This window comes from Bacteroidota bacterium (assembly GCA_016715425.1).
Taxonomy (GTDB): Bacteria; Bacteroidota; Bacteroidia; order Chitinophagales; family BACL12; genus JADKAC01.
Genome location: JADKAC010000005.1, coordinates 1,184,047 through 1,204,203, shown reverse-complemented (window position 1 = coordinate 1,204,203; position 20,157 = coordinate 1,184,047). Strand labels below are relative to the sequence as shown.

Sequence of the window (20,157 nt, the reverse complement as noted above, 5' to 3'; positions counted from 1 at the left end):
AGTAGTAAGTGGCGAGAAAAAAAATTAGTAAATCAGTAATTAGAAATAATAATTCTTCTTTTGTTTTGGGTTTCAATATAGATTTCACTTACTCAGAAATCTCTTTTAATTTTTCTAATGCGGTTGGATAATTATTGTTGAAGTACTCTTCATATTCTTCAATAGTGTCCATATCAACTGTTACAGTTGTTATACCGTTACTTTCTTGAAAAGAATAATTTTCGTGTCCGCCTGCCCATTTTTCAACTTGTTCGCCAGTGGTTACTTCACTGTCGCCATCCAGGAAACCATAATGTAATATTGAAACAAACTTTGCCGGTTGGTGCACTTCTATTTTAGAAACCATTCCACCTTTCTTTCCATTTTCATCCACTCCTACAAAAAGAATTTTACTGTCTTTTTCCCAACTACCTTCATAAGTAGAAGTAGGATTAAAAGCAGAAGTCCAATATTCATAATTAGATTTATCTTTTAAACCCAACATTGTTTCATATACTTTTTGAGCTGTTGCGTTTATCTCTATTTTAAATTGTAGCTTTTTCATTTTACTTGTCGTTTAATGTTTACGTAAATTGTGGGTGTTGTTTTGTACAATAACATCTTACTCCCAAATATACGAAACACAGTATTTCATTAAAAAATATACAACCGGAGTTACAAAAAAAAATAATTAGTTCTCATGATGAGATTGCCACACCTTATTAAAAAAATAAGGCTCGCAATGACGTACACACTTGATGTTATTAATTCTTACGATAAATGAACAACAGAAGTGTCATTGCGAGGAACGAGGTACGAGTGACGTGGCAATCTTTTGAATGGTAGTACTGACAAAAAATAATTACTTCTTACGATGAGATTGCCACGCCTTATAAAAAAATAAGGCTCGCAATGACGCACACATTGTTTATTAGGAATTCTAATGAAGATGTAATTATTATGACTTAGAAATTTTATTGATGAGGCAAGTATTAAGTGATTCTAAATTTTAAAACTCATTTCCCCCGGAGCGTCATTGCCTTCCTTCGGCAGGTAAACGAGGAGTTACGACGAAGCAATCTTTTGAATGTTAATACATACAAAATGTATCAGGTAATTGACTGAACTATGATTTGTTTGATTTTAAATTAGTATGTTAAAAAGATAGACCTGAAATAGATTTACGCCGAGTCCTTTGCAAGTGACTCGGCTGAGACGGAATACACAACTAAGTCAAACCGACTTTGATTAATCGTTCGGCATACTTTCTCTCTGTTCATTTAGTCTGTCCTTCAATAGTTTTTCTAAGTCGTTAAAGTTGTATTTTAATGTTGTAGAAGTTATTGATAAAGGTGTCCCATACATTTTCATATTTCCAGCCATTAATTTACTTTTCATTCCACCAGCTTTTTTTAAAATTTCGTTTGGGTTTTTTATAAAAATGAGTAAAAATTTTGTTGACATTACTTGTTCTGTTCTTATTTCAGTTATGTCAGCCCATTTAATACGTCCAATGCTTAATGCGTTTGTATTATCTATAATTCCGTTGTCGTCAATAGTTAGCCCATCGTTATTGTCGAACAATTTCTTCACACCATAAATACCTGTTGTGCTGAAGAATAAAATCCCTGCTATTCCAGCAATTTTTACAAGTGTAGTATTAAACTTTGTTTGGTTGGGTTCAATGGATGTAAAAAGATAAATTCCTAAAATCACAAATAGGATTGAGCCACCAATTCCTAAAAATAATTTTGTCTTGTTAAGTGGGATTTCAATTTTATTCATTTTTTGCTTATTCGGTGAGTGTCTTCTTAGCTGTGTCGTCTTTTATGTTGACCACTAACTTAAGTCCGTATAAAAAATCGCAATTGCTTTTTAAAGGTAGCAAAAATGTGTTTTAATAATTTACGCAATCGAATTTAATCTGTTCTATATAAACTGATTTCCCTTGACTGGTTTCAAAAAGAATAGAGTAGTAAGTATTGAGAAAAATAGAAATAAAATCATAGTATTTATGTAATCATTTTAATTAGAGTTCAGATAATGAATTATAGTTTACAACTCCAACCATTGCAAGGGGTTGTTATTTATTTATTTTTTATTGGAGACAAGAAAATTCGGGATTGGAAAAAAACTTGACTATATAAAGAACATGCAAACTTTACATTCCCATTATGGAAGGATAGGTCTGAATTTTTTATATTTGATACAGAATTATTTACATGTTATCTGCAATTATAAAAACCAGCTACTATTGAAACATATTACTACAATTTTACTGATTCTTCTTACAGCAAAAGCGAATGGACAAGATTTGTTCAACGAGCTTTACTCCAAGACAAATTTTGATTATGGAAGTGCAGTGATTGAAAGATATGATGGCAAATATCTTATTGCTGGGTCCACAAGAAGTCAATTCGTAACAGACTATGATGTAAATGTTTTGTTGGTAGACTCAGTAGGAAATCTCATTTGGGACAAGTATATAGGACAAAGCCCAAGAATGGAATTCGCCTACTCATTAATCGAAACTATTGATAGTAATTATGTTGTTGCCGGAAGAGTGAATGGCAGCAATCCATACCTCATGAAATTCAATTCATCAGGTGCCCTTATATGGGACAAGGAATATCTCTCTACCTTTTGGTCAGAAGGATATTCAGTTGGACAAACAAATAGTAACGGATATTTTTTTCTTAGACCGGATACCTCGACAACACTTTTTGTAACAAACTCATATGGAGACACTCTCTGGACAAGGCGTTACAATTCTGTAATTTGTCAATCAGTAATTCAAACAGAAGACAGTGGTTTTGCAATGGTTGGATATACCAATTCAATAACAGAGAACCAGAATATTGTTTTTATTAAAACCGATATAAGTGGAGATACAGTTTGGACGAAAACATTTGGGGGATCAGGAAATGACCAGGCAAGCTCAATTCAACAACTTTTTGATGACGGATATTTAATTGCTTCAAACTTTGACCCGCAAATAATTGATGGTGAATCGGAAACTTTCATAATTAGAACAAACTCGGATGGTGATACCATTTGGACGAAGAAATATAATTTAGGAAATGCGCATTTCATTAAGGAATGTAAAAGCAAGAACGGATATATTCTATCCACTACAAGATACTTGTCAGGCTGGGGGCCCTATCCCAATGATTATAATCTTATTATTACTTACTTGGATACATTAGGAAACGTTAAATGGAGCAGATCATTTGATGGCTACACTTACCACTTAGGGAATAATATTACTCAAACTTCAGATGGTGGCTTTCTATTAACAGGTTCTAAAAATAATGGTGTGGCAATAGCTGACATAATTTTAATAAAACTTGATAGCATTGGCAATTATGCTTTATCAATCAGTGTCAATTCAACGCCTAACAACTTACAAGTGATTGCATTTCCAAATCCGGCAATTAATGAAATAAATTTTACGGTTAGTGCAGTGACAGTTGGGAAAATAATGCAAATGAAAATTTATAATTCAATAGGGCAGGAAATTAAAACTGTAAGCGGAATATTTGAGCCAAATTTTAAAATTGATATAAACAATTTTCCTGAAGGGCTATATTTTTATAATCTAACAACGACGGACAAACAAACATTTACTGGCAAATTCATCAAAAGATAATAACTGATAGGACAGGCTGACCGAAAAAATTATTATCAAATCACAGTATTCATGTAATCATTTTAATTAGAGTGCAGACAATTAATTATGTTTTCAATTCCATATTTCGCAGGGTTTCATTGCTTCCGCACATTGCTGCTGTGAGAACCTTGCGGGGAACAAAATCCATACTTCGCAGGGTTTCATTGCTTCCGCACAATGCTGCTGTGAGAACCCTGCGGGAACGGAAAAAATTAAATTAAATCATAGTATTTATGTAATCATTTTAATTAGAGTGCAGACAATGAATTATGTTTTCAATTCCATACTTCGCAGGGTTTCATTGCTTCCGCACAATGCTGCTGTGAGAACCCTGCGGGAACGTAAAACTTTGATAGAAGCACAAAGATTGATTAAACCACTGAACCGCCACTTTTGGGTAGGTGCTGTTATGCATCGTTTTTTATTTTCTCGATCATTTCTTTGAAGGTCTTAATCAACATTTTTTTCGCATCTAGAGGAATGTTTTTTTTCATAATGTAGTCAGCTAAATCATTACTCACTAACTCTCCGTGTTTTTCTATCACAAATTGAAGTAGTGAGTCTAACATAACGAAGTTTTGTTGTGTTAGTGAAATTGTCATCGCATTAAATTGAGCTTCCTTGTCCCAATCTTGAATCATTGAAGTAGCCAAAAAGGCAAACAAAGCTTCGTTAAATTTCGTTTTTTTGTCTAATGCAACACCTAAATTAAACCAAGCAAGTCCGTTCAACGGATTTACCTTTATGGCATCGTTCAAACAATTGATGATTTCATCTTCAGTCGAAATCTTTAATGACTTTTCTACAATTTCTAAAGACTTTTTCTTGTCGATAATTATAGAGTCCAGATTTCGATTTATCAATTCAACACATATAATATTTTTAATCACCCATTCCTGAATATTTGAAGATGTTTCATTAAGGTATTTTTCAAATAATAAATGGGCTTCTTTGAATTTCCCTTGATGAAAAAGACAATCAGCTATAAGGGCAATTATTAATTTCTCTTCTTTAGGGGATTTTTTCTCTAGTCTACCATATGTTTTATGTTGGTGAGTTTTGGCTTTTTCTAACGATTTTCGATAAAAGGTTTCAGCCCAAATAAAATGTCCTTTAGAAAAAAGTAAACCTGCTATTTCACGCCACCAATATGGTCTCTCTAAATAATCTGGAAATAGTTTTCTTGCTTTAAAGTAATGGAATAAAGCTCTGTCCGAATCCAAGTTTGTCTTCAATATATTGCCTAGGTTGTAGTGAGATGTTCCTTTTACGGAATTGTCTGATGTCTTTTCAATTAAGTATGACAAGTTCTCGATTCTATATTGTTGGAGTTCTTTTGATTCTTGATCAACGGCAAAATATGCTAAGTCGCAAAAAAAGAACAAGTCGTGTTGGTTTAAATCAATTATATCTTTTATTAATTTGTTGAAAAGCGGTAAATGATTGTTCGTTTTAGAAAGTGTTAGTAAACCCATTGGATCTAGAGATAACATACCTTCCTCTGAACTAAAGTCTATAATTCCTATTATTTTTCTTAGAATTAGTAAAGAGCCTTGAATATCATATTTAGCAAAACAGATTGCGATTGCCTTTAGAATATCTTTATTCAAGTCTGTAACATCATCCTCGTTAAATATTGGACGATGTAATTCAATATTGTCTTCTTTTATATTTTCTATTGTGATATCTTTTTTAAAACCAAATGCTTTTATAGCAAAGGTTAGCCGATCATTTTCCTTGGGGATATAAGATATTTCTATATGATTTGGCAAATACTTAAACTCAATTGAAATAGTCTTCGAATAAAAATGGTTTATCCACTTTAAGATTGACTCGTTTAATAATACACCGGTTTCATTTTCTGTTCTAATAGATATTCCAAATCTTTTGATTGAATCTAAATCAGACTCTAATTGTCGAAATGAAACTTTATCTATCAGGTATTTTTTGTCTAATGAAACAGACAAGCTTTCTTGTTTGTCTTTTAAAGCGAATGCTTCTGTCAAGTTGTTTGACCACATACACCATATTTGCTCTGTTACAACCGAAACACAGACAATTAAAACAGGCAATGCTAACGAAGCATAATATTCCAAGTTGGCAACGTCAAATTGCTTTTTGAATGTGTCATTTTCTATTTCCTGTGTTGACCCTTTTAGTTGAACAAAGAAACTTTTTCCCGTTGATTGTCCGTTTGTGAATTTTTCAACAATGTAGTCAACTCCATAGTCTGGTTTAATTTCCCTCGCAACCCATTCGTCTGGAACAATGTTCTCAAAAAATCGCTGTGATTTTGTTTCCGTTATATGTTGTTCGGGTCTCTTCATTTAAAATGATGCATAACGTTTTGCAGCTACCCGAAGGGCGGGGCTTTTACCACAAAACTTAATTTGAAAAACTAAACTTCCATTAACCACAAAGGTGTTCTTGGAACACGAAACTCGACCATTTGTGTAGGTGCTGTTAGTAGCTGCACTATTTCTTTCAATGAATGTGAGTACAGATGAAATCATAGTTCGTTAGCGATTTGCACACACTCTTTTCTAAATTCCGAAAGCAGTAGAAGTGCCGAAGGATTTTTTGCAAGATTAATTAAAGGTCTGTGTTTGTTTATTAGTTCTGTTTCTATTGTTTCAAAGTCACCACTAAACTTAACCCAATTTACTTTTAGGTTTTCGTTAATCCAATAAATTATTTTCTGTTCGTCTGTCGTTGAAAATTTGTAGTTGCGTTTATTATTTTTTAAAGACAACGAACCTTTTGGTGGTCTATGTCCAAGCACCGCACCAATGCTCCGAAAAAATGTCCCATGTCCCTTTGCTCGAAGTTCTTGATTTAAAAATCGCCTGTTCAAACTCTTTGATGCAATGCCGATATAAATGATGTTGTGTTGTCTGTCTGCTAAAAAAGTGTTAAATGGTTTGGGAAGTTTGTTAACGTCAGTAATTCGAATACAATATACCCCTGAAACATTAGGAATCAGATTGTCAATGATGCTTGCACTTTTAAAATTCTTTTCGTTCATCAAAATTTTTTCAAATAGAGATATTTCAGCCGATGAAATTTGTGTCGCTTTCATTACTTGTTTCGGAATTTCAATTTTGGCAGAAACAAGTTTAGCAGTTGGAGTAAATTGTCTACCAAATAGTTTTATTTTAAGAGGTGATATTGATCGGTCTATTTCAAAAAGCTCGTGATGGTCGTCAACTCTTGCAGTAATTTGACTTGTCTTAATTAGAGATTTGTCCCCTTTTACATACCATTTATTTTTATTCAATTCGTTAGCTATTTCACGAGCAGTCATTGGACGCCCAGTTTGTTGTAAAAGTTTTTCTATCGCTTCGTGTAATGTCATAAGAGAAAATTTTTTAAATGTTTTTATAAGTATTTTTTCCAAATCTACATAACAACATATTTAAACGAAGCATAAACAACAAAAAAACCCCCTCTCACCGAAGGGGTTCTTAATTCATAATAAAATCACTAACAAAGTAGCGAACCCACCATTATGGTATCACTACCGTTACAGCACTAATAATCCATGGGCCAGCTTGACCTGTGGTGTTTACCTAGCGGCCATAAGTCCATACTCTTGTTCCGCTTTGGGCAGGATCAAAGGATTTACACCGAGTCATTTGCAAAAGACTCGGCTAAGACAGAATGGTATGTCTTCAAGGCTGAGCTACTTCTTCCTCATCTTCGCACTTTTCTTAATTTCTATTAAACGTTTTATAGTTAGAATTTTCTTGCCTTTATGGAGCATCCGGTGGCAATTAGGACAAACTGGTACTAACTCATTTACCGTAGTTGTTCTTTTACCCTCGGCTAGTGAATGCAAATGATGCATTTCAATAAAACCTGCACCATGTGAGCCAAACTCCTTTTCAAAATTAAAACTACAAACTGCGCAGGTAGTTCCATTCTTCAATCGTTTAGCAAGCTCAACTACTTTCCTATCACGGAAGGTAACCTCCTTTATAATCTCTCGCTTGAATCCTTCAATTCTTGCTGTTTCCAAATCTTCTTTAGTAGGTTTTTTAGGCTGCTGGGCTTGGGCTGCCTTTGATGAATTAGTGTCAACTTTCACCTTCTGCTTCTTTCTTTCATTCGCCACTTCCTTTTCGTAAATATCTGGTATCAAAGAGGTATGAACCAACAACTCAAAGCGTTTATTTCTGCTCTGGTCATTTTTAAATTTATTAGCAACATCAAACCCCTTTACTCTACTTGCCCAAACAAGAAAGGCCCCAATTATCTGATTTTTAAACCGACCGTCTGGCAGGATCATAACATCAATAAAACGGGCACGATAAAGCCTTTTTTTGGCCGTGCCTCCTCCTGCAAAATCCACATCATAATAAATCGACTTTCCATAAGACCAGTATTTCAAATCAGAACTGCTAACAAAATTTTTAGCAGAGGATAATGCCTTTATTAAATCGTGCTTGCCTGAAATAAATTTACCACTGTACTCTTTTATCCTTTTGAAAATTTCTTTTTCGTTGTACATATACTTTGATTTGCGTATTGATTTATGTTGATACAGAAAAATACATTTTAGTTTTTTCTACCCCTACGCCGCACTTTGTTTATACAAATGCTCCTGAAATTCTATAAATAGTCTGCTGATGTTTGCGACGTCTCCCAAAATTTCTTTTGCATCTTCAAGTGATTGATATTTGTTGATTAACAAGATTGGTAATTTTTCCTGGTCTAATTCTTCAACACCTGTTTCAATATATTTACTCAACACAAATTCTATAAATTCTTTTTGTTTGTTGTTGAGTAATGCGAAGATTGTTGCTTGTGCTGCAGCAACTCTTGCCTCTCTTGTCATAGGTTTTATGTCGCTGTTGAACACATATTCCAACACATCAAACAAGTCGCTTTTTTCTGCATCTATGAGTTTTTGCAAAGTGTTGAGTTCATCTTTTCCAAAACCTGCTTCAGCTAATTTTTCTAACAGTATTCTTCTTGTTAATGGATTGCTCCAAAGTGTCCGTAATTCATCTTCATTTTTAAAAAGGTTTGGCAATTCACCAAACAAATTATTTAAAAATTCTTCTGCTGAAATTGGTTTACCGTCTGCACTCCAAAATGAAGTTGACATCATAGATTGTATTTGTCTTTCCTTGCCGTCTTTCAGTTTTATTTTTATTTTTTTTCGCTTATTACAAATGCATGGTAGTTGACCACAAACTATGCAAGGAGCATCGGGTTCTTTCAAACAGATGCATGGTTGTTGTCCGCATATTTTACATATTCCACCTGGTGTTGATATGCAAACACAAGGTACTTCTCCGCATCTTGGACATGGAACTTCTTCTTGAGGTTCACCATCCCATTCCGGATCTGCAAAGTGATGATAAGCATTTACAAAATCATAAATAGTAAAGAAGTCTTTTCCATCAAACAACCTTGTTCCTCTTCCGATAATTTGCTTAAACTCTATCATCGAATTTATAGGTCGCATTAAAACAATGTTGCGAATATTTCTTGCATCTACTCCGGTTGAAAGTTTTTGCGAAGTAGTTAATATAGTCGGAATTGTTTTTTCATTATCCTGAAACTCTCTTAAAAACTGTTCACCTATTTCTCCATCATTTGCAGTAACACGAACGCAATAATTAGTATCGGTAGTTTTTTTGTTTTGATTTACTAAATCCCGAACAGCGGCAGCATGATCTTGTGTGGCACAAAAAATAATTGCCTTTTCTTTTTGGTTGGCATCGTCCATATAAATCTGAACTCGTTTCGCCTCTCTTTCTTTTATCTCAATTATTTTATTGAAGTCCGGTTCAATATAAAGTTTACCTTCTTCAATTTCTCCTTCTATTATTGTATCATCACTTGTATAAATGTAATCGTCAAGAGTTGTTTGAATACGTTTCACTTTAAAGGGTGTGAGAAACCCATCATTAATACCTTCCTTTAGTGAATAGATGTAAACAGGTTCTCCAAAATATTTATAAGTATCTACATTGCCCTGACGTTTTGGTGTGGCTGTTAAACCCAACTGAACAGCCGGGGAAAAATATTCTAAAATTCCTCGCCAGTTTCCTTCATCATTTGCTCCTCCACGATGGCACTCATCAATAATTATGAAATCAAAATAGTCGGCAGGATATTGACCATAATTTGGAACAGGATTTCCCTCTTTGTCTTTGCCCGACATAAAGGATTGGAAAATGGTAAAGAAGATACTTCCATTGGTGGGTACTCTTCCATTATTGTTTACATCACTTGGTTTAATTCTTACCAAAGCATCATCGGCAAATGCAGAAAATGCATTGAATGCCTGGTCTGCTAAAATGTTTCTATCTGCTAAAAATAAAATACGTGGTCTTCGGCTATGATAATTGTTAATTGTTAATGGTGAATTGTTAGTGTCATTAACCATTGATAATTTACCATTAACCATTGCTGAAAGATTCCAACGGGTTTGAAATAATTTCCATGCTATTTGAAAAGCTATTGCTGTTTTTCCTGTTCCTGTAGCAAGGGTTAATAAAATGCGTTGATTATTATTTGCAATTGCTTCAAGTGTATTGCGAACTGCTATTTCCTGATAATAGCGAAGTTGCCAGGTTCCGCTTTTATCTTCATACGGCACTTCAGAAAATTTCTCTCTCCACATTGCAGCCTCTTCTAAATGATGAATATCTGAATCTGATATTACATCTGTTGATGGTAGAGGATATGTTTTATTCCACAATGCTTCAGGTGATAAATAATTTGTAACTAAACTTTCATCACCTGTTTTCAAACAGATGCTATAAATCTCTTTTCCGTTTGTGCTGTAAGTAGTTTCTAATTGAAGTTTTTCTGCGTATTGTTTCGCTTGTGCCACACCTTCGCCAACTTCTGAATCATCGCTTTTGGCTTCAATAACCGCCAGTTTAATTCCTCTATAAACCAACACATAATCGGCAGTTAATTTTTTAGCTCTTACTCCACCTGTTTGTATTTTACCTGCGGTAATATTGTATTCACGAAGAATTTTAGAACCCTCTACAACGCCCCAACCACATGCCTTTAACTTGGGGTCTATTAGTTCTGCTCTTGTTTCTGCTTCGTTCATTTTTATAATTGTTAGTTGTTAATTATAAATTGTTATTTTTTGGTCTATAACCATTACCAATTAATAATTAACCATTATTCAAGTTGGCTTTAGTTGTTTTGATTATACTTGTTATCATCCTTATCAGCTCTACAGCATCAGTATTAATACTTTCATATTGTTCAATAGTTAAATAATCAGTTCCTTTAAGCAGTTCTAACCAATAAATGGTTTCGTTTATTTCTTTTTGTGCTATTGCCATTTTATGAATAAAATCAGGTTTACTTTCCGAATGTTCTGCCTCTCTTATCATTGCACCAACTGATGTACCGCTTCTTAAAAGTTGTTTGCTCAATACAAATTCTTTTTTCTGTTCACATAAGAACTGGTATAATTTGACTGTTCGAATAGCAAAACTAAAACTCTTTATTTTTAAAATATTCTCCTTCATAACCATTAACAATTAATCATTAACAATTAATAATTCTCCGCTAAATGCTTTTTGTAGAACGGACTTTTTGAGTTCCTCCAAATCATTTATTTTTTGTTGGTAGATGCTTTCTAATTTTTTAGTTTCGGCAGATAGGGCATCTAATTTTTGAACGATGGTTAGTTGGGTTTTTAATGTTGGATAAGCAGTTTCAATTTTTCTTAAATCACCAATATTGATTTGCATTAATGCAGCACCATAAGTTTTTGCTCTAATTTGTTTTTGAATGTAATTTGAGATTAAAAGATAGTAACCAAACTCTTGATTAATTATTTTGGAATTAAAGCGAATAGGAACAATTCCTCTTGTAACATTTGCACCATTTAGTTCTTTTGTTGCTATTGAAATTGTGCCTGTTGTACCCCGAACACAAAGCAGTATTTCATCGCCAATTAATTTAGTTCGTTTATAACCATCGGCTAATTTCGGATCAATTCTTTTAAGCCCTTTTAAATTAATAAATCTATTTGTTAAATCTGTTGGTCTAATAACTGGCAAACCATTTTCAAATTCCTCTCCTGGCTGAACAATACCGTAAGAAAGGGTGCACTTTTCATCTGCCAATTCTTCTAACCTATTCTCCTCCCAACCTTCACCTTTATTCTCAAACACCCCTTGCAAATAACTTTCAAAAAGTTCTTTGGCGTTTTTGAGGTTTTGTTCGGCATTGGCTTTTGCCTTGGCTATGGCGGCAAAGGCTTCATCTAATATGGCTACTATGCGTTGTTGCTCGGGGAGTGGGGGGAGGGGGATTAATCTATTTTCAATTGAACCCTTTCCAACATGCATCATTGTTGTTCCTGTTCCATGTGCAGTTTTAATGGCTTCTGTGTCCCATTCTAATAATTGAAAAAGAAAATCTTTTCTAATCAAATTTTCAATGGGTTCAACTTTCCAAATATGGTAATGATAAATAACCTTTTCACCATCCCAAATTCTTGGACCAAATGAGGCAGACCATGCATATAGCAAATCTCCTTTATCACAATATTTATCTTCAGGCAATTCCAGATCAGAATAATACCAATCCCGATTAGTATAGAAATTGCCGACTCTTAAGACTGGATATTTTCCTTCTTTTAATAATTCATGTTGTGAGTAAGCCCGACCATTTATAAAACGACAAATCTCGCCCAACTTCTTTATTTCCCAACCTTTCTTCATATCAATTGCAAAATTGAGTTTAAAATAAATGTATTTGTCTGAATCACGGATTTAATTGGATTACACGGATTACACGGATATGTTTGTTGTGCTGATTTATTTTGATTACACGCATATGTTTTGTGTACTGATTTAAAATCTGTGAAATCCTTTAATCCGTTTAATCCGTGGTTTAGATAATTTAATTGTTTCATATCGGTTTCAAAATTTTGTCTGAATCACGGATTTAAATTCCTGCCTGCGGCAGGCAGGGATTACACGGATTACACGGATATGTTTGTTGTGCTGATTTATTTTGATTACACGCATATGTTTTGTGTACTGATTTAAAATCTGTGAAATCCTTTAATCCGTTTAATCCGTGGTTCAGATAATGTAATTGTTTCATATCGGTTTCAAAATTTTGTCTGAATCACGGATTTAAATTCCTGCCTGCGGCAGGCAGGGATTACACGGATTACACGGATATGTTTGTTGTGCTGATTTATTTTGATTACACGCATATGTTTTGTGTACTGATTTAAAATCTGTGAAATCCTTTAATCCGTTTAATCCGTGGTTCAGATAATGTAATTCTATCATAATATAATTCTTTTAAAGGTTAAACTTTTACTTCCAAAGTTTATAAGCAAACCCACTTCTAATTTATAAGCTTTCAAATAATTTAAAGCTTGAGCCAAATGCACATCTTCTAATTGAATAATCGCTTTTAATTCCACCAATACTTTTCCTTCAACTACAAAGTCAGCCCTTCTTGAGCCGATAGGTTCTTCTAATTCTTTATAAAAGATATCTTGTTCAATTTCACGAGCGAATTCTAATCCTGCTTTATGCATTTCATAAGCTAATGCTCTTTGATAAATTACTTCTTGAAAGCCATTACCCAAAAAATTATGTACTTCGAATGATGCACCTATAATTTTCTCAGTGATGTCTTTGTATTTTATTTCTGTTTGCATAATCTCTGAAATCTTTTAATCCGTTTAATCCCTTCCAGCGGCAGGCAGGCGTGATTCAGATAGTTTATTTGCTTGCTGATATTTTTGGTAAATAAAAGAACCTTTACGCCTTTTTTCTTTTTGGATAGATGGGTGAATGTGGTTTCGTCTAAATAGTTATCAATGAGTACAATTTGATGTTTAGCCGAGCGAATAATTTTGGATGCCAACTCGTAAGCATCAAATACTTGTCCTTCAAAAAAAACACCTTGTGTCGGAATCAAATGGGAGCTTATTTGCAAGTCTATTTCGGTTACTTTTTTTGATAAGGTTTCCACATTATCTTCCAATCGGTTCATCCTATTGTTTATAGCGTAGCCTTTCAATAAATAATCTTTAAGAATACTGTTTGCCCAAATACGAAACTGAATTCCTCTTTGTGATTTTACTCTATAACCTACAGAAATAATCATATCGAGGTTGTAGTTTTCCACTTGTCTTTCAACCATTCTTCCACCTTCGTTTTGAACTGTCGCAAAATTTGCGACAGTTGCCTTTTCTATAAGTTCTCCTTCCGAAAAAATGTTATTAATATGTTTTCCAATTGTTTTCACATCTCTGTTAAACAAATCAGAAATTTGCTGACGATTAAGCCAAACAGTTTCTTCATCAATTCTTACTTCAATGTGTTCGGCAATCTCGTCAGGGCGATATAAAATAATTTCGTTTCTCAAATCATTTCCAAAATTGATTTTAAAATATCAGCACTTTCTTCGTCCAAAGCTTTCATTTCTTCTAAAATTTCTTGCGGTTGGCGTAAGGCAGCTTCTACTTTTTTGTTGGGATTTTTGGCACTTAGGTCGTAGGTCTGGCTTTCGGGGGACACCAAGGACTTTGGGGACGCCTGGGTTAAATTTTTGACATCAACTGACCAAGAGTTTGGGCTATCGGCTTTGGTTTTTTGTAGTTCTACAAACTCTGCCAAATCGTTTTCATTTAGTGGGTTTGTTTTGCCTAAGTTTCTATCTAAGTTCAATTGATAAAACCAAACCTTTTTTGTTGAAGTGCCTTTTTCGAAAAACAACACAACTGTTTTTACACCTGCTCCTGTAAAAGTACCGCCGGGTAAATCCAGAACTGTATGTAGGTTACAGTTTTCTAAAAGCAATTTGCGTAAACTAATACTAGCATTGTCAGTATTGCTCAAAAAGGTATTTTTAATTACTACACCCGCTTTGCCACCTGCTTTCAATATCTTAATAAAATGTTGTAAAAAAAGCGAAGCAGTTTCACCTGTTTTAATCGGGAAGTTTTGCTGCACTTCGGCTCTTTCTTTTCCTCCGAATGGTGGGTTGGCAAGTACTATATCGTAACGGTCTTTTTCCTGTATGTCGGCTAAGTTTTCTGCAAGTGTATTTGTATGCACTATGTTGGGTGCTTCCACTCCGTGCAAAATCATATTCATAATGCCAATGATGTAAGCCAATGATTTTTTCTCTTTACCGTAAAAAGTTTTTTTCTGTAATGTTGTTACATCAGTAGTGGTAAGTTTTTTACTATGCTTTAAATATTCAAAAGATTCTACCAAGAAACCTGCTGAACCAACTGCGCCATCATAAATTTTATTTCCTATTTCAGGAGCTACCACTTTTACAATGGTTTTAATTAAAGGTCGTGGTGTATAATATTCGCCACCATTGCGACCTGCATTGCCCATGTTTTTTATTTTATCCTCATACAAGTGGCTCATTTCGTGCTTCTCCGCGTGGGTTCTAAAACGCAATTCATCAATGCGGTTTATTACTTCTCTTAAATTGTAACCGCTTTGTATGCTGTTTTTCAGTTCGCTAAATATTTCTCCAATTTTATATTCAATAGTATCTGCACTTTCAGCATCAGTTTTAAATTTTTTTAAGTATGGAAATAGTTTGCTATCAACAAAGAGTAATAAATCATCACCGCTAAGCGCATTATGATCAATTTTTCCATTGTCAAGTTTAGGCGCAGCCCAATTGCTCCATTGATATTCTTTGTCAATAATATTTGTATATGATTTACCAGTTAATTCAGCAGCAGTTGCTTTATCCTTTTCTAAATCATCAAGATATTTAAGAAACAACACCCAGGAAGTTTGCTCTACATAATCCAATTCGCTACCACAACCGGCATCTTTATGTAATATGTCATCTATGTTTTTAAAGGTTTGTTCAAACATGTTGGTTTTGTTTTTAGTCAGTTTTCAAAGTTAAGATTTCCTGTCTAAGCAGGTGATCCACTTTTTTATGTTCTCTTTTCAATAGAGTTCTTGTTGAAAAATAAAACTTTATAATTTTCTAAAACTCTGTGTAGTAAAATCATAAAATATAAATACATTCCTCGCAGGGGTTTATATGGCTGCTGTAAAGTAATAAAATGTGAACTCTGCGGAAATATAAATTATTTAATTGGGCAAAAAGATTAGTTGGATTGATTAAGCACAACTTGTAATTAGGTTAATAAAAATCATTTCTTAATAGCCACCCTATTGTAACTATGCCTGCTTTATTGGTAAAAACAGTATACACAAAATCATTATTGATTTCCAAAGCTTGTATTTTATCTCCTTCTATTAAATAGGCTTTCCTTTTAGTTGTATAATCCGGGGAGTTATAAAAATATGCTTGTTTACTTTTTACTATTAGTTGGTCGTTATTCCGAATTGAATTTTGTTCAGTATTTAATTTCTTAATTATTGGTGGACTTTTTATTGATTGATTTTGTTTATGATTATTACTTTCGGCTACTTTTATTGATTGTATTTTATTTGTAGTGCTGTTAAAGTTATTATTGCCTAGATTCAATTGTAGAAAAATGATTAATGCCGTAGTAGTTGCTATTGAAGGAATAATTATTAGATCATTTTTATTGAAATTTGCATGTGTTATAAATGCTGAATCAGAATGTTCAAAATAATATTTTATTAAGAAATAAACACTTAGCATTCCTGCAATTACATTTACATAAAATATTAGAGGTATAAAATCATGCAGAAATTTTACATTGTTGACTAAGGTCTGGGTTAACCATCCATTATTATAATCAAAAAATAAATAAATCAAACTTAATAATGAAACAAATAAAGTTGGAGTTTTGTATCTTTTAAAAGTTAAGCTTAATATTAATAAAATTATTGTGGAATTTATTAAAATTAAGGGCAACATAACTTTAAATATTAGCCAAATAATTAATGCTAAAATTAAAATAAATCCAATTATGGCCCCAATTAATTCGGATGCTGATTTTGACCTTTGTGGTAGCTTTTTTTGATGTTCAATTTTAGTTTGATTTTCTAATTCTATTTGTTTTAAGCGTTTCTCTATTTCTCTATTTTCTCTCTTTCTCTCATCGAATTTTTCATTTGATTCTTTTAAGGCATTAAAAGCTTTTTGTTGAGCTTCTTGTTTGGTCCATCCACGTCGAGTCTCTCTTAATTCTGTTATTGTATCAGTTATTGTGCAAAACCATTCAGTCTTTCTTTCCCCTAGCACTTTATTGATAATTGGAGCAGCCCCCAATGTCATGATTGTTTCAATTAAATCTGAGTCATCATTTGAAAATTCAATTATATACCTATTAGACATATAAGTTTTTTTTAAAACTAATGATTTTTTCCTGACTTCGACACGGGGTTACTCTAATTTACACAGGAATAAATTGTAATCGCCATTTATTAATCAGAAAGTAGGTTTTTGTATTCTATGACTTGACGATCTTGTGTGATTGATTGGACTTGATTTCCCTATCGGCGGGTGTCCGCACCCACCGAGTTAAGTGATAGGTTTCTGTTGGTGAGGACACCAACCGATAGGGAAATATATTAATCTCAATAGCCAACTATCAATCACCTTTCCCTTTCATACTCATTAACGTTTTATCCTTTCTTATTATAGCAGTAAATACCTGTTTTTCATATTCATATAAAAGCTCATAAGCCTCAAAGTTTTTTTGTTTATATGCCATTTCCATTTGAATGCGAAATAAAATAAGATGCTTGCTTAGTTTTTTATCATCCATTAATAGCATTTGTTCAATGTAATGTTCTGCATTGTTAATTGCATCTTCAAGTTTGATCTTAGTATTTGATTTCATATTCCTTCTATTATTTTAATTTCTTCTTCTGTCAATTCATAAAGCTGATACATTATTGTATTTATCTTTTCTTCACAGTAATCTATTTTGCTTTGAATTGAATTGAGTTTGGTTTCGAGTTTTATTACTTCCCGATAGGATTCTGCATACCCTTCAGAATTATCTACGTCCCAACCAAGTGCTTTGAAAAACGGATCAATAAAATCCCGACGAGTAAGTGTTTCGTTATAATCTGAATTAGTATAAGAAGAATGCTGCTCGGTAAATCGCTGAACCAAATCTTCAATTATTGAATATGCTTTTTCTTTAGATATCTGCATCACAAGGATAATTTGTAAAAAATAAAATTACCATTTGTTATCCTTTATGTTTTCAACAGGATGTGGATGTTATACGTTGTAGCATTTCTAGCCCCGATAGGAACGAAAAGCCCACAGCCCATTTTTCTTGGGCGAGGACTTGTAGTGAATAGCGGGAAATTGCTCCTTAAATCTTTTATTTATCTCACCCAATTACCCCAACCCTGCTAACACAAGTGGCTTTACTTTTTTGCCGATGAGTTCTATGGATTGCATGAGTTGAGAGTGGGAGAGGCCGGCATTGTCCATTTGGAATGTGAAGCGGGAAATGCCACCGAGTGCTTTGCTGTGTCGCAATATTTTTTCTGCTACTTCTTCTGCGTTGCCTACTACTAATGCGCCGAGTGGATTTGTCTGATTGTCGAAATGCGGACGGGTTACGGGTGGCCAGCCTCTTTCTTTGCCGATGCGGGTAAATGTTTCTGCATAGCCGGGATAATAATTGTTGCGGGCAGTTTCGGCATCGGCGCCTACATAGCCTAATGAATGTAAACCTACTTTCAGGGTATTGCTTGCATGTCCGGCTTTTTCGGCGGCTTCATAATACATGTCTATTAATGGACGAAAGCGATGTGTGTTGCCGCCGATAATGGCTACCATTAATGGCATGCCCAACTCGCCTGCTCTGGAAAAAGAGGAGGGTGTGCCACCAACGCCTAACCAAATGGGCAATTGTGCTTGAATTGGCCGGGGATAGATTGCCTGATTATGTAATGCCGGACGGAAGCGACCTTTCCATGTGATTGTTTCTTTATCCCGAATGGCGAGCAGCAGTTCTAATTTCTCGGTGAAGAGCTCGTCGTAATCATTCAGGTCGTAACCAAACAGCGGAAAGGATTCGATAAAAGAACCACGACCTACCACCATTTCGGCACGACCGTTAGAGATAAGATCGAGGGTGGCATAGTTCTGAAATGCCCGCACGGGATCGGCGGCACTTAATACGGTTACTGCACTTGTAAGTGTGATGCGTTTTGTTTTTGAAGCGGCTGCGGCAAGTATCATGTAGGGTGCGGAGTCAAGAAATTCTTTGCGGTAATGTTCGCCGATTCCGAATACATCCAATCCCATTTGATCGGCGTATTCCATGCGCTCTAATAATTCAGCCATTGCTTTTGCATTGTCTGATTTTCCGTTTCCTGAATCTGGAACGCCTGCGAAACTATCTATGCCTATTTCCATTTTTTAGTATTGAGTATCGGGTATCTGGTATTGGGTGGTGAATTGTGAATTGTGAATAGTGAATTGTGAGTAGTGAGTGGTGAATAGTGAGTAAAATTTCTGAACTATGATTTGTTTAATTGTTTGAGGACTATGATTAAAAAAAGTACCGGGTAAAAAAATCATAGTATTCATGTAATCATTTTAATCAAAGTTCAGACTACTATTTACCTTCCAGCTTTGCCTTTAAATTCTCCAAGCTTTTGGCAATATCTTTTCCAAGCATTTTTGCAATTAGGCCTTTGAATAAACTCATTGGAAATTTAGTAGGACCACGAAAATCCCAGGATACTTTTGTTTGATTTTCTGAAACTGATTCAATAATAAATTTTGATTGTGCAGTGTTTTTCATTGGTCGTTCAAAACGGAGTTCGTATTCTATTTTTCTCCGGGTGTAATCGCTTTTATTTCTTGCGCACCGGCACCTACATTTTTGTCTTTACTATCCCATGTATAAATATATCCAACAGTGCCATCAGTACCTTGTTCGGTGGTTTTCTGGTTGGGATCTTTCATATTCCAGACACTGAATTGGTTTTGATTTTTTATAAATTTTAAAAAATCAAATACTTCTGATTTTGGAGTATTAATGATTATAGATTTTTCGATGTGCATGTCTTTTGCCATGATAGAGTTTTTAAAAAGTGATAAAGAGCGATTTGAAAAGCAAACCGCAATTCAATATTACGGGATTACTTTAAATTATTTTCAATAAACTCCTTACAATATTCTTTTATCTGTTCTCTCACTTTTCTAAATTCGGCTTTTACTTCATCTTCTGTTCCAATTGCTTTAGCAGGGTCGGGAAAGTTATGATGAAATTTTGTTGCAGAAGTAGGGAAGTAGGGACATTTTTCTTTTGCATTATCGCAAACAGTTATTACAAAATCAAATGGGATAGATGCATATTCATCTACATGGTTTGAAGTATGATTACTGATATCTATTTCATCTTCAAGCATAGTTGCAATTGCTTTTGGATTTACGCCATGTGTTTCAATTCCCGCACTATAAATAACAGCTTTATCTTTTGCAAAAAATCGTAAGTACCCTTCCGCAATTTGACTTCTGCAACTGTTGCCTGTGCATAGTACTAATATGTTTTTTGGAATCATAATTTAGAATAAAACAAGAATACTATTGTTTTA

Annotated in this window: 21 protein-coding genes; 1 reads left to right on the top strand and 20 read right to left on the bottom strand. The window is 34.0% G+C overall.

Translation table 11 applies throughout. The features are described from left to right. Positions 1-88: 88 nt before the first annotated feature. Positions 89-544, bottom strand: coding sequence for an SRPBCC domain-containing protein (locus tag IPN31_11075; protein ID MBK8682424.1), 456 nt, complete (start codon positions 542-544; stop codon positions 89-91). A gap of 683 nt (positions 545-1,227) precedes the next feature. Next, positions 1,228-1,764: a hypothetical protein gene (locus IPN31_11070; GenBank protein MBK8682423.1), complete on the bottom strand. Its 537-nt coding sequence runs from the start codon at positions 1,762-1,764 to the stop codon at positions 1,228-1,230. Between the two features lie 469 nt (positions 1,765-2,233). Here IPN31_11070 and IPN31_11065 point away from each other — a divergent pair, with 469 nt between their 5' ends. After that, positions 2,234-3,628, top strand: coding sequence for a T9SS type A sorting domain-containing protein (locus IPN31_11065; protein MBK8682422.1), 1,395 nt, complete (start codon positions 2,234-2,236; stop codon positions 3,626-3,628). A 428-nt stretch (positions 3,629-4,056) separates the two neighbouring features. On the opposite strand, the gene IPN31_11060 is transcribed toward IPN31_11065, so the two are convergent. The 18 genes from IPN31_11060 to IPN31_10975 all read right to left on the bottom strand — a co-directional run bounded on the left by IPN31_11060 (position 4,057) and on the right by IPN31_10975 (position 20,124). Next, positions 4,057-5,976 (bottom strand): DUF4365 domain-containing protein, encoded by a 1,920-nt coding sequence (locus IPN31_11060; GenBank protein ID MBK8682421.1) that lies wholly within the window; start codon positions 5,974-5,976, stop codon positions 4,057-4,059. A 182-nt stretch (positions 5,977-6,158) separates the two neighbouring features. Further along, on the bottom strand, positions 6,159-7,004 hold the full coding sequence (locus IPN31_11055) for a winged helix-turn-helix domain-containing protein (GenBank protein ID MBK8682420.1): 846 nt from the start codon (positions 7,002-7,004) through the stop codon (positions 6,159-6,161). A 327-nt stretch (positions 7,005-7,331) separates the two neighbouring features. Further along, the gene (locus IPN31_11050; protein MBK8682419.1) at positions 7,332-8,159 is read right to left on the bottom strand and encodes an HNH endonuclease; all 828 of its coding nucleotides are present in this window, start codon (positions 8,157-8,159) and stop codon (positions 7,332-7,334) included. Between the two features lie 63 nt (positions 8,160-8,222). Next, a complete protein-coding gene (locus IPN31_11045; GenBank protein MBK8682418.1) occupies positions 8,223-10,730 on the bottom strand; it encodes a DEAD/DEAH box helicase family protein in 2,508 nt (835 codons plus the stop codon). Positions 10,731-10,797: 67 nt separating this feature from the next. Further along, on the bottom strand, positions 10,798-11,160 hold the full coding sequence (locus IPN31_11040) for a four helix bundle protein (protein MBK8682417.1): 363 nt from the start codon (positions 11,158-11,160) through the stop codon (positions 10,798-10,800). Positions 11,161-11,172: 12 nt separating this feature from the next. Further along, positions 11,173-12,363, bottom strand: coding sequence for a restriction endonuclease subunit S (locus IPN31_11035; GenBank protein MBK8682416.1), 1,191 nt, complete (start codon positions 12,361-12,363; stop codon positions 11,173-11,175). 226 nt (positions 12,364-12,589) lie between these two features. Further along, a complete protein-coding gene (locus IPN31_11030) occupies positions 12,590-12,751 on the bottom strand; it encodes a hypothetical protein (protein MBK8682415.1) in 162 nt (53 codons plus the stop codon). Positions 12,752-12,783: 32 nt separating this feature from the next. Beyond that, positions 12,784-12,945 carry a hypothetical protein gene (locus IPN31_11025; GenBank protein MBK8682414.1) on the bottom strand — a complete coding sequence of 54 codons (162 nt, stop codon included), beginning with the start codon at positions 12,943-12,945 and terminating at the stop codon, positions 12,784-12,786. Next, complete coding sequence (locus IPN31_11020; GenBank protein ID MBK8682413.1) at positions 12,942-13,322, bottom strand: GxxExxY protein; 381 nt, start codon at positions 13,320-13,322, stop codon at positions 12,942-12,944. Before IPN31_11020 ends, IPN31_11025 begins: the two co-directional genes overlap by 4 nt. After that, the gene (locus IPN31_11015) at positions 13,307-14,035 is read right to left on the bottom strand and encodes a virulence RhuM family protein (protein ID MBK8682412.1); all 729 of its coding nucleotides are present in this window, start codon (positions 14,033-14,035) and stop codon (positions 13,307-13,309) included. The genes IPN31_11020 and IPN31_11015 overlap by 16 nt, the downstream gene beginning before the upstream one ends. Then, positions 14,032-15,516 (bottom strand): SAM-dependent DNA methyltransferase, encoded by a 1,485-nt coding sequence (locus tag IPN31_11010; protein MBK8682411.1) that lies wholly within the window; start codon positions 15,514-15,516, stop codon positions 14,032-14,034. The genes IPN31_11015 and IPN31_11010 overlap by 4 nt, the downstream gene beginning before the upstream one ends. 277 nt (positions 15,517-15,793) lie before the next feature. After that, on the bottom strand, positions 15,794-16,921 hold the full coding sequence (locus IPN31_11005; protein ID MBK8682410.1) for a hypothetical protein: 1,128 nt from the start codon (positions 16,919-16,921) through the stop codon (positions 15,794-15,796). Positions 16,922-17,177: 256 nt separating this feature from the next. Continuing rightward, a complete protein-coding gene (locus IPN31_11000) occupies positions 17,178-17,429 on the bottom strand; it encodes a hypothetical protein (protein MBK8682409.1) in 252 nt (83 codons plus the stop codon). After that, on the bottom strand, positions 17,426-17,749 hold the full coding sequence (locus IPN31_10995; GenBank protein MBK8682408.1) for a hypothetical protein: 324 nt from the start codon (positions 17,747-17,749) through the stop codon (positions 17,426-17,428). Before IPN31_10995 ends, IPN31_11000 begins: the two co-directional genes overlap by 4 nt. 192 nt (positions 17,750-17,941) lie before the next feature. Beyond that, on the bottom strand, positions 17,942-18,970 hold the full coding sequence (locus tag IPN31_10990) for an LLM class flavin-dependent oxidoreductase (protein ID MBK8682407.1): 1,029 nt from the start codon (positions 18,968-18,970) through the stop codon (positions 17,942-17,944). Positions 18,971-19,172: 202 nt separating this feature from the next. Next, positions 19,173-19,361: a hypothetical protein gene (locus IPN31_10985; GenBank protein ID MBK8682406.1), complete on the bottom strand. Its 189-nt coding sequence runs from the start codon at positions 19,359-19,361 to the stop codon at positions 19,173-19,175. Between the two features lie 26 nt (positions 19,362-19,387). Next, the gene (locus IPN31_10980) at positions 19,388-19,636 is read right to left on the bottom strand and encodes a hypothetical protein (protein ID MBK8682405.1); all 249 of its coding nucleotides are present in this window, start codon (positions 19,634-19,636) and stop codon (positions 19,388-19,390) included. 65 nt (positions 19,637-19,701) lie between these two features. Continuing rightward, a complete protein-coding gene (locus IPN31_10975; GenBank protein ID MBK8682404.1) occupies positions 19,702-20,124 on the bottom strand; it encodes an arsenate reductase ArsC in 423 nt (140 codons plus the stop codon). Between the last annotated feature and the right edge of the window lie 33 nt (positions 20,125-20,157).

Coding starts and splice junctions, on each gene's coding strand:
- IPN31_11055 (MBK8682420.1), bottom strand. CDS start 7,004: ATGACATTACACGAAGCGATAGAAAAACTTTTACAACAAACTGGGCGT.
- IPN31_11070 (MBK8682423.1), bottom strand. CDS start 1,764: ATGAATAAAATTGAAATCCCACTTAACAAGACAAAATTATTTTTAGGA.
- IPN31_11045 (MBK8682418.1), bottom strand. CDS start 10,730: ATGAACGAAGCAGAAACAAGAGCAGAACTAATAGACCCCAAGTTAAAG.
- IPN31_10985 (MBK8682406.1), bottom strand. CDS start 19,361: ATGAAAAACACTGCACAATCAAAATTTATTATTGAATCAGTTTCAGAA.
- IPN31_11035 (MBK8682416.1), bottom strand. CDS start 12,363: ATGAAGAAAGGTTGGGAAATAAAGAAGTTGGGCGAGATTTGTCGTTTT.
- IPN31_11030 (MBK8682415.1), bottom strand. CDS start 12,751: ATGAAACAATTACATTATCTGAACCACGGATTAAACGGATTAAAGGAT.
- IPN31_11050 (MBK8682419.1), bottom strand. CDS start 8,159: ATGTACAACGAAAAAGAAATTTTCAAAAGGATAAAAGAGTACAGTGGT.
- IPN31_11040 (MBK8682417.1), bottom strand. CDS start 11,160: ATGAAGGAGAATATTTTAAAAATAAAGAGTTTTAGTTTTGCTATTCGA.
- IPN31_10995 (MBK8682408.1), bottom strand. CDS start 17,749: ATGCAGATATCTAAAGAAAAAGCATATTCAATAATTGAAGATTTGGTT.
- IPN31_10975 (MBK8682404.1), bottom strand. CDS start 20,124: ATGATTCCAAAAAACATATTAGTACTATGCACAGGCAACAGTTGCAGA.
- IPN31_11075 (MBK8682424.1), bottom strand. CDS start 544: ATGAAAAAGCTACAATTTAAAATAGAGATAAACGCAACAGCTCAAAAA.
- IPN31_11025 (MBK8682414.1), bottom strand. CDS start 12,945: ATGATAGAATTACATTATCTGAACCACGGATTAAACGGATTAAAGGAT.
- IPN31_10990 (MBK8682407.1), bottom strand. CDS start 18,970: ATGGAAATAGGCATAGATAGTTTCGCAGGCGTTCCAGATTCAGGAAAC.
- IPN31_10980 (MBK8682405.1), bottom strand. CDS start 19,636: ATGGCAAAAGACATGCACATCGAAAAATCTATAATCATTAATACTCCA.
- IPN31_11020 (MBK8682413.1), bottom strand. CDS start 13,322: ATGCAAACAGAAATAAAATACAAAGACATCACTGAGAAAATTATAGGT.
- IPN31_11005 (MBK8682410.1), bottom strand. CDS start 16,921: ATGTCTAATAGGTATATAATTGAATTTTCAAATGATGACTCAGATTTA.
- IPN31_11010 (MBK8682411.1), bottom strand. CDS start 15,516: ATGTTTGAACAAACCTTTAAAAACATAGATGACATATTACATAAAGAT.
- IPN31_11060 (MBK8682421.1), bottom strand. CDS start 5,976: ATGAAGAGACCCGAACAACATATAACGGAAACAAAATCACAGCGATTT.
- IPN31_11000 (MBK8682409.1), bottom strand. CDS start 17,429: ATGAAATCAAATACTAAGATCAAACTTGAAGATGCAATTAACAATGCA.